Raw genomic sequence first — 12,161 nt, 5'->3', positions numbered from 1 at the left:
CCCCTCATGTCCCCTGAGCCGCCCACGCCTTGGAGGCCGCTCGTGTCCCCCGAGCCGCCCACGCCTCGCAGACCCCGCATGTCCCCTGAGCCGCCCACGCCTCGCAGCCCGCCCATGTCCCCCGAGCCGCCCACGCCTCGCAGACCGCTCACGTCCCCCAAGCCCTCCGCGCCCTCCGCGTGTCGCAGATCGCTTGTCTCCTCCGAGCCCCCCACGCCTCGCAGACCGTCGCTCGTCTCCCCCAGGCCGCCGCGCACGCCTCGCAGGCCGCTCGTGTCCCCCCAGCCCCCCGCGTCGCGCGGACCGTTCGTCTCCCCCGGGCCGCTCATCGCGCTCCGTCCGTGGCGGGGACGGGGTCGGTGGCCCGTGCCGGGGGGCCCGCTTCGCGGCCGGGGGCGTCGTGGGCCGTGCCGCGCGAGCCCGGGCCGGTCCAGTGGCCGGGTACATGGGCCTCGGCGGGGGCGGCGAACGGAAGGGGGTCGCCGGCGGCGTCGAGGACGACCCGGCGGACCGGGCAGTGCGAGACGATCTCCAGGTAGATGCCGTGGAAGGCGGCGGTGTTCTGCTCGACGGTGAACAGTTCGAGCGCCCGGGCGCGGGCGGCGGCGCCGAGGCGCTCACGGCGTTCGGGGTCGCGCAGCAGCGTCAGGCACGCCTCGGCGAGCGCCCGCGGGTTGCGCGGGGGCACGACGAGGCCCGTGCCGCCGATGACCTCCACCACCGCGCCGACGTCCGTGGAGACCGTGGCCCGGCCGCAGAACATGGCCTCGACCAGGCTCGCCGGGAACCCCTCGACGACGCTGGACAGGACGGTCACGGAACCCGAGGCGTAGGCGTCGGCCGGGGACGGCACCTCGGGGCCGCCGACCTCCACGAAGGAGACCGGGTTGTCGCCGACGGTGTGCGGGCCGTCGGCCTCGTCGGGGAAGAGCTGTGCGGCCAGGGCCCTGCAGTGGCCGAGGTAGGCGGCGCCTCCGGGACCGGCGGGAGCGCCGACGATCCTGAGGCGGGTCCTCGGCTCCTGCCTGCGGATCTCCGCGAAGGCGTGCAGGAGGGACACCAGATCCTTGGCGGGTTCCACGCGGCCGACCCAGACGAGGGTGCCGGGGTCCGCGGACTCGGTCGACTCGCCCACGTCCGCGAAGTGGGCCGCGTCCATGCCCGGGTAGACGGTGCGCAGCTTCGCCCGGTCGGCGCCGCAGCGTTCCTGCCAGCGGCGGGCGTGGGCGTTGCCGGGGGTGACGAGCACGGCCCTGCGGTAGGTCTCGGCGGCGAGCCTGCCGTGGAAGGCGGCGAGCAGCGCGCGCACCGCGGGTGCGGAGTCCGTGGCGGCCAGGTAGCGGGCGCGGAGGTGGACGCCGTACTCGGTGACGAGCAGGGGCACGTCGAAGAAGTGGTGGGCGAGGAGTCCGGGCAGGGCCGCCGGGCCGCCGGACGCGGCGTGGCACAGGTCGACCGCGCCGAGGCCGTCGTCCCGGTACCAGTCGAGGGACAGGGGGCGCAGGGCGCGTTCCAGGTGGGCGGCCACGGCGAGCAGTTCGGGGACGCGCGCCTCGCGCGCCGTTCGCAGGGCGCCGGGCGCGCGACAGGCGCGTTCGAGGGCGCGTACGGCGGTCTCCGAGCGGAGTGCGCCGACCAGGCCGCCCTCGTCGCGGGCGAGTTCGGCGAGTCCGCGGAGCGCGTTGCCGAAACGGTCCGCCTCCGTGGCGGACGGCTCCCCCACCGCCTCGATGACACCCGGACCTGGCAAGCACGCCGAGGCGCCGGCCCCCGGGGCACCGACGGCGGACGGGCCGAGGGCGCCTCCTCCGGCGCACAACATGTCCGCGAGCTCCCCGTAGCACTCCGCGAACCGCCGGCGCGCGCGGCGCCCGTAGGTCACGCCGTCTGGCCGCGCCGTCCACAGCGGTGCCGTGCGGACCCGGCTGACCTGCGGCGGCAACGGTACCCAGCCCTCGTCCTCCTGCCGCTCACTGCGGCTGAGCGCGAAGAGGTCGAACTCGTGCTGCCCGAGCCCGCGCACGAGCCGGTCGCACCACAGCCTCGCGTCACCGCTCACGTACGGATAGCCACCCTCCGTAAGCAACCCAATGCGCACAGTGCACCCCCGATCTCCCGTATGGGGAGCCGCCGTTGGCCCGACGGCTCGCAGCGGGACGAACGTATGCGGACAAGACGGTGGCGCGGCGGACGGTTGTCCATCACGCCACCAGAAGGGGTGAACGGTCGTAACTTTCGGGTGCGGGTCGCGTTCCGTCGCGCTAGGAGTTCGTCCGGACGCGCAGCGTCACGCGCCGGACGGCGGCCGAGCGCCGCGCGCGCGGGCTCTCACGCACGTCGGCGCGAGGTGGGGAGGCTCCGTCAACTTTTGGGAAACGGCCAGGGGTTGGCGCGGCAGTGGATGCCGTCGTGGTTCAGGAACTTGGTCTGCTGCTGCATGACCGGCGCCAGTTCGCCGTCCTTGTCGCAGGTGACGTGGCCGTAACCGAGCCGGTGACCGACCTCGTGGTTGATCAGCATCTGCCGGTAGGCGTAGATCCGATCCCCGTATGTCGTCGACCCCTGGGCCCAGCGGTAGCCGTTGATCATCACGCGCTCGGTGGCGGCGGAGTCGCAGGAGACGTTGTCCTCGGTGGTGTCGAGGCCGGACTTGGCGCACCACTCGGCGGTGGTGCCGGGGCTGGCGAGCGTGATCACGAAGTCGGCCTTGCCGGACGCGACGCGCTGGAACGTACGGGCGCCGTGGTGGGCCCAACTCCGGTCGTCGTTGAGCGTCTTCTGCACGGCCTGCGCGAAGAGGGCGCCGTCGAGCCCGAGTCCGCGTTCCACGTCGACGCGGTAGGTGAACTTCCGCCCCTTGCCGGGCGCCTTGTCGGCCCCGGGGACCGCGTCGAACTTCCCGGACCCCTTGGCCTTGGCGCCGAGCAGGTACGTCCTGTCCATCTTCTGCGCGTACGTCAGCGCCGCCACGGCGGGGGAACCCGACGGCGTGGGCCGCTGGTCCCCGCGGGAGGCGGAGCCGCGTGCGTCGCGGGTCTGGTCGGACGTGGAGCGCCCTCCGGCCTCGGCGTCGTCGCGTCCGCCGGTGACCTGTCCGGCCACGACGACGGCCAGCACGGTGGTGACGGCGGCGGCCGCGATCCCGGTGAACGTCCGCCCCTTGGAGCCTCTGGCCCCGCCGGGCTCACCCGCGGGCGGGGCGCCGTCGATCCGGCCGGGACGGGTGGGACGCGGGACGGTGGTCGCGCCGGCGGACCGGGCGAGGGGGAGGCGGGCGGCGTAGACGTCGTCGTCCGCGTCGAAGGCGTCGACGTAGTCCTGCCGGGGGCCCGCCTTGCGCTGGCGCGGCAGGGCGACCCCGGGCCTTCCCGGCTTGCCGGTGCTGCCCTGAGCGCCCAACTCGCCCCAGCCACCGCCCGGTTCACGCTGCTCGGGGTGACCGCTGCGGACCCGAGGGAAGCCGTGGGCCGGGGTCCCCTCGGGCAGCCGGGGCATCCCACGCGCGGGAGTGCCGTCGGGCAACCGCGGAAAGCCGTGCGCGGGGGTGCCGTCCAGGAACGGTCGCGCGTTCTGCGGAGTACGTGGCCCCTCGGGGCCCTGGGGCCCCCTGTTCGCGGAAGAGTCCGCGGTGCCGTCCTTGTCCGCGGGTCGGGCAGACCCGCGCCGGCTGTGGCGTCCCACGTCGCCCGTCAGCTCCCCGCGCTCTCGGAGGCGCCCGACCGGTCGCCGCGCGCCGTGCCATCGGCACGCTCCACACTAGCGGCTCGGCCGGCACCACCGGCACGGTCGGCACCAACGGCGCGTTCGGAGACACCGGTTCGGTCACCGCTGTCGGGCCGGTGTGTGCCACCGGCCCGTCGCAGGCCATCGGCGCGCTCGGCGGCGGGCGTCAACTCCCCCGTGTCGGTGAGGAGTTCACGGAAGGCGTGGGCGACCGTCTCCGGGTATTCCATCATCGCCACGTGCCCCGCCTCCGGCAGGGTGAGCAGGCGGGAGTCGCGGAAGGCGCGGGCCGCCTTCTGAGCCATGCGGTAGCCGACGAGCTGGTCCCGGCCGCCGTAGACGAGGAGGGTCGGCGCGAGGACCCGTTCGGCCTGGCGCCACAGCGCGTGCTGGCCGCCCAGCGTGTAGGCGTTGACGAGCCCGCGCGCGGAACGCGTCATCGCGTCCCAGAAATACGGCAGCCGCAGCCGCCGTTCCATCTCCTCCACCGCGTGCCGGAAGCCTTCGGGCGAGACCCGCGCGGGATCGCCGTAGCACAGGCCCATGACCCCGCGGACCCGCTGCTCCGCCGTCCACTCCCTGGTCAACCGGGTGAAGAGGGCGGCCACTCCGGGCACCGCGAGCAGACCCGTCGGTACGGCTGTGCGCTGGACCCGCAGTTCCGGCAGGGCGGGTGAGACGAGGGTGAGGGTTCGCACGAGGTCCGGGCGTGTCGCGGCCACGCGCGTGGAGACCGCCCCTCCGAGGGAGTTGCCGAAGAGGTGCACGGGCCCGCGCCCGGAGGCGTCGAGGAAACGGATGACCGCGCGCGCGTGCCCGAGGACCGAGTAGTCGCCGTCGTCCGGTGGCGGGGAGTCACCGAAGCCCGGCAGGTCTACCGCCTCGCCGTCCACGACCCCGTCGAGCAGCTGCATCAGCGCCGACCAGTTCTGCGAGGAACCGCCCAGGCCGTGGACGTAGAGCGCGGGCGGCAGGCCCTGGCGCGCCGGGGGTCTCGACCGCACCGCCAGCGTGACGCCCGGCAGCCCGACCGACCTGAGCCGCTCGCCCTCGGCGACCCTGACGGGCGACACCTTCGGAAGCACGGTGGTGGCCGGCACGGAGGGCTGCTCGGTCGAAGACATGCGGCAATGTTACGAGACGATCACGCTGTGGCTCATGTGTTCGCCGTCACAGACGGTGCCGGGATCGCTTGGCGACCGGATCGGGTGTCTCCTAGGCTCGAACTGAGGGCACCCGTACGTGGCCCCCTGATCGACAGGGACGTTCTAGGAAGGGAGCCCGCAATGACCGTCGACCCCACCGATCCCGAGACGTTCGCCGACGAGAGCGCCGAGGAGGCGTCCGGCGTACCGGAGATCGACGTGGAAGCGCCGGAGAACGACGCCGCCGAGCAGGCCACGGACGTCATGCCCGTTCGCGACGACCCGCTGACCGAGGTGGACCCGGCCGTCGGCGACGAGGGCGATCTCGTCGAACAGGCGCGCGTGGTCTCCCTCGACGAGGACGACTACCGGTGAGCTGACGGGCGCCGGGCGACGCGACCCGGAGAGCCGCGCTGACCAGCGGCGGGGACGCCGTCGCCCGGAGCGTCCCGCTTTGCGACGCTTCGCGCGGCTGTCGCTGTTGTCCGGTCCGTGAAATTCTGCGCTCGCACCGCGCACAGCACGGTTACCGAAAAGTACGATGGCCGCGCGGCGCACACCGCGTGTGGACGACATTGGGAGGCGGCGTGACAGCCATCGAGCAGACAGAGGCGGCACGCCCGAGGGGGACGCGCCTGCCGCGCCGTGCCCGGCGGAACCAGCTGCTGGGCGCCGCCCAGGAAGTGTTCGTGGCGCAGGGCTACCACGCGGCGGCGATGGACGACATCGCCGAGCGGGCCGGCGTCAGCAAGCCGGTGCTCTACCAGCACTTCCCGGGCAAGCTCGATCTGTACCTCGCCCTGCTGGACCAGCACTGCGAGTCGCTCATCCAGTCCGTGCGGAGCGCGCTCGCGTCGACGAACGACAACAAGCAGCGCGTCCGGGCGACGATGGACGCGTACTTCGCGTACGTCGAGGACGACGGCGGGGCCTTCCGTCTGGTCTTCGAGTCGGACCTGACCAACGAGCCCGCGGTGCGCGAGCGCGTCGACAAGGTCACGATCGAGTGCGCGGAGGCGATCTGCGAGGTCATCGCCGAGGACACGGGTCTGTCGCGCGCGGAGTCGATGCTGCTGGCGTCGGGTCTCGGCGGTCTCGCCCAGGTGGTGGCGCGTTCGTGGCTGCACAGCGACCGCAGCGTGCCGCGCGACCAGGCGGTCCAGTTGCTGACCTCGCTGGCCTGGCGGGGCATCGCCGGTTTCCCGCTGCACGGCACGGACCACGTCTGACGCGTGCTTGGGGGGACGTTTGTTCCCGTCCGATGTTCGCTGTTGGCGTTCCCGGGCGGAGCATGAAGGTCCCCGCACCGGGCTAATGTGTGCTGGGTACGGCGCGGAAGGTCGCGCACTTCACCGACCGTCGGAGGGACATACCCGTGGAGGTCAAGATCGGCGTGCAGCACGCGCCTCGCGAGATCGTTCTGGAGAGCGGTCAGAGCGCTGACGAGGTCGAGCGCGTGGTGGCCGACGCTCTCGCCGGAAAGACGCAGCTGCTGAGCCTCACGGACGAGCACGGCCGCAAGGTCCTGGTCCCGGCCGACCGCCTCGCCTACGTCGAGCTGGGCGAGCCGGCGCCGCGCAAGGTCGGCTTCGGCGCGCTGTAGGGCATGCGACGTGAGGGGCCCGGTGACCGACTGGTCGCCGGGCCCCTCACGTGTGTCGGCCGGGCCGCGGCGGGTACGCGACCGTTCCCCCGCCGCCGGCGGGGAGCCGCACACAGATGGAGCACACGACGGACACGGTCGAGGGTTGCGTTCCGCAGGTCACGGGTAAGACGGGCTACGACCGTGAAGCGCAGGTCCGGCCGTGTGGGAGGGACTCGTCATGTTGTTGGAAGCACTCGGTGCCGCGCTGCTCGGTGTGGTGCTGGCCGGGGCGGCCGTCCACCGGTTGTCCCACCGCCTGCCCACCCGCTCGCTCGTGCTGGCGACAGGGGTCGCGGGAGCCCTTTTCGGCGCGTTCCTCACGCACAGCGCGCTGGGCCCCGGCTTCGTTCTGCTGAACCTGGTCGGCGCCGCGGTCGTCTCCGCGGCCTCGCTCTCGCTGCTGCTGCGCCCGGCCGGCCGCTTCCGCCGACGATCGGCCCCGGCGTGACGGTGGTGGCGGAACTTTTCGTCCGACCGGCCTGCCCGTACGCGGCGATCGGACGACCGGCCGCCTGCACGCCCTGAACGGAACGTGACCGGATCCGACTGCCGGGCCGGTGCCCGCCCACCCGCGTCGCCGGGTCGGGCGGGTGTTCTCCACCGGCCGGACAGCTCTCAGGCCGCCAGGCCCAGGGCCGCCATCCGCTTGGTGTGCGCCTCGGTGATCCGGGAGAACATGCGGCCTACCTCGGCGAGGTCGAAGCCGTCCGCGACACCGCCGACGAGCATCGTCGACAGCGCGTCCCGGTCGGCGACCACGCGCTGGGACTGCGAGAGCGCCTCGCCCATCAGCCGCCGCGCCCACAGCGCGAGCCGTCCGCCCACACGCGGCTCGGCGTCGATCGCCGCGCGCACCTTCTCGATGGCGAAGCTGGCGTGCCCGGTGTCGTCCAGCACCCCCAGCACGAGCGCGCGGGTGTCGGCGTCCAGCCGGGCGGCGACCTCCCGGTAGAAGTCGCTGGCGATCGAGTCGCCGACGTACGCCTTGACGAGTCCCTCCAGCCAGTCCGAGGGTGCCGTCTGCCGGTGGAAGCCGTCGAGGGCGGCGACGAAGGGCTGCATCGCCGACGTCGGCTCCTCGCCGATCTCCGAGAGCCGGTCGCGCAACTGCTCGAAGTGGTGGAACTCGGCCGACGCCATCTTCGCCAGTGCCGCCTTGTCCGCCAGCGTCGGCGCCAGCTTGGCGTCCTCCGCGAGCCGTTCGAAGGCGGCCAGCTCGCCGTACGCGAGCGCGCCGAGCAGGTCCACGACGGCAGCCCGGTACTGCGGCTCGGCGGAGGCCTGCGCCCAGTCCTGGGCGGCGACTCCGGTCGCCCGGGGGGCGGCTTCTGCGGGGGCGTCGGAGGTGTTGTCAGGCGTCGTCATGAAGCGCACAATAGCCCGCTCCATGCACAGTGGAAGCCCCTGGTCAATGACTGTGACCCCGGCTACGTGACCAATCCGGCCATCACATGTGCGCGTTTCCGGGGTACAGTGGTAAGGCGCCCGCCGAGTATTCGACGGGCCGCACGAATGAGGATGCCCGGTCGGTGGCCCGATCGGCTCCGACCCGACAGCCCTCCTCGTCCGTACGGCAGTGATCGTACGGAACCCGGAGGGGGACCCTCAGCGGTTCGAGCGCTAGAGCGTCGGCAGTGGTCCCGTGTCCCTACGGCCCGCCAGTAACGCAGCCGACGTCCCCCGGCACGGTCCTGACACGACCCCCGCGCTCGCCTCGCACCGCGCACACAGAAGAGGCAGCACCCTGACTACTTTCCGAGACCTCGGGATCCTTCCCGAGACCGCCGAAGCCCTCGAAGCCGTCGGTATCCTCACGCCGTTCCCCATCCAGGAGATGACGCTCCCCGTGGCCCTTTCGGGCTCCGACGTCATCGGCCAGGCCAAGACCGGCACCGGCAAGACGCTGGGCTTCGGTCTCCCGCTCCTCGAGCGCGTCACCGTCCCCGCCGACGTCGAGGCCGGCCGCGCGAAGCCCGAGGACCTCACCGACGCGCCGCAGGCGCTCGTCGTGGTCCCCACGCGCGAGCTGTGCACCCAGGTCACCAACGACCTGCTGACCGCGGGCAAGGTCCGCAACGTGCGCGTCCTCGCCATCTACGGCGGCCGGGCCTACGAGCCGCAGGTCGAGGCCCTCAAGAAGGGCATCGACGTCGTCGTCGGGACCCCGGGCCGGCTGCTGGACCTCGCGGGCCAGAAGAAGCTCAACCTCAAGCACATCAAGGCGCTCGTCCTCGACGAGGCCGACGAGATGCTCGACCTGGGCTTCCTGCCCGACGTCGAGAAGATCATGAACATGCTGCCGCCCCGCCGTCAGACGATGCTGTTCTCGGCGACCATGCCGGGCGCGGTCATCGGCCTCGCGCGCCGCTACATGTCGCAGCCCACGCACATCCGCGCCTCCGAGCCGGACGACGCGGGCCACACCGTGGCCAACACCAAGCAGCACATCTACCGCGCGCACAACATGGACAAGCCCGAGCTGGTCGCGCGGATACTGCAGGCCGAGGGCCGTGGCCTCGCGATGGTCTTCTGCCGCACCAAGCGGACGGCGGCGGACCTCGCCGACCAGCTCCAGCAGCGCGGTTTCGCCTCCGGCGCGGTCCACGGCGACCTCGGCCAGGGCGCCCGCGAGCAGGCGCTGCGCGCCTTCCGCAACGGCAAGGTCGACGTCCTCGTCTGCACCGACGTCGCCGCCCGCGGCATCGACGTCGAGGGTGTCACCCACGTCATCAACTACCAGTCCCCCGAGGACGAGAAGACGTACCTGCACCGCATCGGCCGTACCGGCCGCGCGGGCGCCAAGGGCATCGCGATCACCCTCGTCGACTGGGACGACATCCCGCGCTGGCAGCTCATCAACAAGGCGCTGGACCTCGGGTTCAACGACCCGCCGGAGACCTACTCCACCTCCCCGCACCTCTTCGAGGAGCTGAGCATCCCGGCCGGCACCAAGGGTGTCCTGCCGCGCTCGGAGCGCACGCGTGCCGGGCTGTCGGCAGAGGAGGTCGAGGACCTCGGCGAGACCGGTGGCCGCGGTGCGCGCGGTCGCGGCGACCGGGGTGACCGCGGTGACCGGGGCGGTCGCAGTGACCACCGCGCCGGCCGTGGTGGCCGCGACGACCGTGGTGGCCGGGACGACCGTGGTGGCCGGGACGAGTCCCGTTCCGCCGATGGTGAGCGTCCGGACCGTACGCCGCGCCGGCGCCGCCGCACCCGCAACGGTGCCCCGTCGGACGCCGACCAGACGCTGTCCGGCACCACGACGCCGGAGGCCACGCCTGCGGCCGTGACCGACACCGCCACGGTGGCGGACGACGTCACCTCGCCCCGCACCCCGCGCCGCCGTCGCCGCACCCGCAACGGCGCGGCGCCGGAGGCCCTGCCGGCCACGGCAGCGGCGGTGCAGCCGACGGCCCCCGGGGCCGAAGCCGCCGTGACCACGGCCGAGGGTCCTGCTCTGGACGCCCCGGCCACGGAGGCGGAAGCGACGCCGAGTCGTCGTCGCCGCACCCGCAAGTCGACCGCGCCGGTGGGCAGTTCGGCGGAGTCGCCGGCCGAGGCCACCACCGTGGCCGTGCCTGAGACGCCGGTCGCCGAGGCCCTCGAGGCCGAGGCTCGGGTCGCCGCGCCGCGTCGCCGTACGCGGAAGGCCGCGGCCACGGCTGAGGTTGCCGTCGACACCGCCGAGGGCACTGTCGAGGTCGCGCCCGAGGGCGCCGCGCCCGCACCGCGTCGCCGTACGCGGAAGGCCGCGGCTCCGGCCGAGGTCGCCGTCGACACCGCCGAGGGCACTGTCGAGGTCGCGCCCGAGGGCGCCGCGCCCGCACCGCGTCGTCGCACACGGAAGGCCGCGGCTCCGGCCGAGGTCGCCGTCGACACCGCCGAGGCCGTGGAGACCAAGCCGCGCCGGACCCGTAAGACGGCTGCCGCCGAGGCCGCTGTCGACACGGCCGAAGCCGTGGAGGCCAAGCCGCGTCGGACCCGCAAGGCCGCGGAAGCCGTGGTCAGCGCGGAGCCGGTCGACGAGACCGTCGCCGCCAAGCCGCGCCGGACCCGCAAGACGGCTGCCGCCGAGGTCGCCGTCGACACGGCCGAAGCCGTGGAGGCCAAGCCGCACCGGACCCGCAAGGCCGCGGAAGCCGTGGTCAGCGCGGAGCCGGCCGACGAGACCGTCGCCACCAAGCCGCGCCGGACCCGCAAGACGGCAGCCGCCGAGGTCGCCGTCGACACCGCCGAAGCCGTGGAGACCAAGCCGCGCCGTCGTGCGCGCAAGGTGGCCGAGAGCGTCGACGGCGTCGAGATTCCGGCTCAGGCCACGCAGGAGCCGGAGGCCGCGCCGCGTCGTCGTGCACGGAAGGCCGCGGCTCCCGTCGAGGTCGCCGGTGACTCGACCGAGGTCAAGCCTCGGGTGCGGCGGGCGCGTAAGGCCGCGGACGCGGTGGAGCCCTCCGAGGGCTGAGTGTTCTCCGTATGACGTCGACGGCCCGATCCCCCGCGTGGGGGTCGGGCCGTCGGCGTGTGGGGTGCCTCCGTGGCGGGGGTGCGTCGTCGGGGCGGGCTGTGTCCGGGCTGATTTCACCCCCGCCGCCCCCGCCGCCCCTTCCCGTCCAGTCCCCTGGGGGCTCCGCCCCCGGACCCCCGCTTCTCAAACGCCGGAGAGGCTGAATGGGCAAGCGCTCGCCCCGATACCCTCTCCCAGTGAGCAGCCGACCCGCATTCAGTCCGCCGTCCAGTGCCCGTGCGTACGCTCTGCGGACCTCGCGTGGGGAGTTCGCGGTCGTCGACGCGCCGGTGGCGTCCGGGGTGAAGGCCAGGGGGGTTGCCTTGCTGGTGCCCGGGTTCACCGGGAGCAAGGAGGACTTCACGCTGCTGCACGAGCCGCTCGCGGCGCGCGGGTACCGTACCGTCGCCGTAGACGGCCGGGGACAGTTCGAGTCCGACGGGCCCGCTGACGACCAAGCGCCGTACGCACAGCAGGAGTTGGCGCGGGACGTGCTCGCGCAGGCCGCCGCGCTCGGGGGTCCCGTGCACCTGGTCGGGCACTCACTCGGCGGGCAGATCTCGCGGGCCGCCGTGCTGCTCGACCACTCCCCCTTCGCCTCGTTCACGCTGGTGGCCTCGGGCCCGGCGCAGATCTCGGACTCCCAGCGGCAGCGCGTGAAGCTGCTGCGGGACGCGCTCGCGGTGATGGGCATGGCGGAGGTGTGGGAGGCGATGCAGGCGATGGTCCCGCCGGAGGAGGTCGAGCTGCCCGACCGCGGCCTCGGCTACCAGGAGCTGCTGCGCCGCCGCTGGCTGGGCAACAAGCCCGCCCAACTCATCGCCACGGGACGGCAGTTGTGCACGGAGCCGGACCGGGTCGCCGAGCTGGCCGCCGTTCCGCTCCCGCTGCACGTGCTGTCGGGCGCCCGCGACGACACCTGGCCGGTGACCCTCCTGGACGACATGGCCGTACGGCTGAAGGCGCGCCGGACCGTCGTCCCGGGAGCCGAGCACTCGCCCAACGTGGAGCAGCCGCTCGTGACCGCGCGCGCCCTCGCCGACTTCTGGGACACCACCGGAAGCCCAGGTCTTCCGTTGGGATCAGGCTGAGCCGGGCCCGATCCGGACTACAGGCCCTGAGCGCTCTGTTCGAGACGCCCTGAGGG

10 protein-coding genes are annotated in these 12,161 nt (G+C 73.5%); 6 read left to right on the top strand and 4 right to left on the bottom strand.

The features are described from left to right. Positions 1 to 325 precede the first annotated feature (325 nt). From ABZT03_RS03065 to ABZT03_RS03055, 3 genes are all read right to left on the bottom strand, one after another. Complete coding sequence (locus tag ABZT03_RS03065; RefSeq protein WP_356032708.1) at positions 326 to 2,098, bottom strand: DUF3492 domain-containing protein; 1,773 nt, start codon at positions 2,096 to 2,098, stop codon at positions 326 to 328. Between the two features lie 263 nt (positions 2,099 to 2,361). Continuing rightward, positions 2,362 to 3,555, bottom strand: a complete 1,194-nt coding sequence (locus ABZT03_RS03060; RefSeq protein WP_356033152.1) for a DUF3152 domain-containing protein — start codon at positions 3,553 to 3,555, stop codon at positions 2,362 to 2,364. Positions 3,556 to 3,689: 134 nt separating this feature from the next. Continuing rightward, on the bottom strand, positions 3,690 to 4,847 hold the full coding sequence (locus ABZT03_RS03055; protein ID WP_356032706.1) for an alpha/beta hydrolase: 1,158 nt from the start codon (positions 4,845 to 4,847) through the stop codon (positions 3,690 to 3,692). Between the two features lie 162 nt (positions 4,848 to 5,009). On the opposite strand from ABZT03_RS03055, the gene ABZT03_RS03050 reads away from it, so the two are divergent. The 4 genes from ABZT03_RS03050 (at position 5,010) to ABZT03_RS03035 (ending at position 6,961) form a co-directional block, all read left to right on the top strand. Beyond that, complete coding sequence (locus tag ABZT03_RS03050) at positions 5,010 to 5,243, top strand: hypothetical protein (protein ID WP_356032703.1); 234 nt, start codon at positions 5,010 to 5,012, stop codon at positions 5,241 to 5,243. Between the two features lie 212 nt (positions 5,244 to 5,455). Next, positions 5,456 to 6,097, top strand: a complete 642-nt coding sequence (locus tag ABZT03_RS03045) for a TetR/AcrR family transcriptional regulator (RefSeq protein ID WP_356032700.1) — start codon at positions 5,456 to 5,458, stop codon at positions 6,095 to 6,097. A gap of 146 nt (positions 6,098 to 6,243) precedes the next feature. Then, positions 6,244 to 6,471 (top strand): DUF3107 domain-containing protein, encoded by a 228-nt coding sequence (locus tag ABZT03_RS03040; protein WP_356032698.1) that lies wholly within the window; start codon positions 6,244 to 6,246, stop codon positions 6,469 to 6,471. Between the two features lie 220 nt (positions 6,472 to 6,691). Then, entirely contained in the window at positions 6,692 to 6,961 is a 270-nt protein-coding gene (locus ABZT03_RS03035; RefSeq protein WP_356032695.1) for a hypothetical protein, read from the top strand. Between the two features lie 167 nt (positions 6,962 to 7,128). Here ABZT03_RS03035 and ABZT03_RS03030 read toward each other — a convergent pair whose 3' ends face one another. Continuing rightward, entirely contained in the window at positions 7,129 to 7,878 is a 750-nt protein-coding gene (locus ABZT03_RS03030) for a ferritin-like fold-containing protein (RefSeq protein WP_356032691.1), read from the bottom strand. A gap of 469 nt (positions 7,879 to 8,347) precedes the next feature. Between ABZT03_RS03030 and ABZT03_RS03025 the strand changes: the two genes are divergently transcribed. Together ABZT03_RS03025 and ABZT03_RS03020 are read left to right on the top strand one after the other, a co-directional pair. Then, entirely contained in the window at positions 8,348 to 10,972 is a 2,625-nt protein-coding gene (locus ABZT03_RS03025; protein ID WP_356032689.1) for a DEAD/DEAH box helicase, read from the top strand. 239 nt (positions 10,973 to 11,211) lie between these two features. After that, positions 11,212 to 12,105, top strand: coding sequence for an alpha/beta hydrolase (locus ABZT03_RS03020; protein WP_356032686.1), 894 nt, complete (start codon positions 11,212 to 11,214; stop codon positions 12,103 to 12,105). Positions 12,106 to 12,161: the final 56 nt, after the last annotated feature.

The organism is Streptomyces sp. NPDC005574 (genome assembly GCF_040605435.1).
In the GTDB taxonomy this organism is placed as follows: domain Bacteria; phylum Actinomycetota; class Actinomycetes; order Streptomycetales; family Streptomycetaceae; genus Streptomyces.
This window is presented reverse-complemented; position numbering and strand designations above follow the sequence as displayed.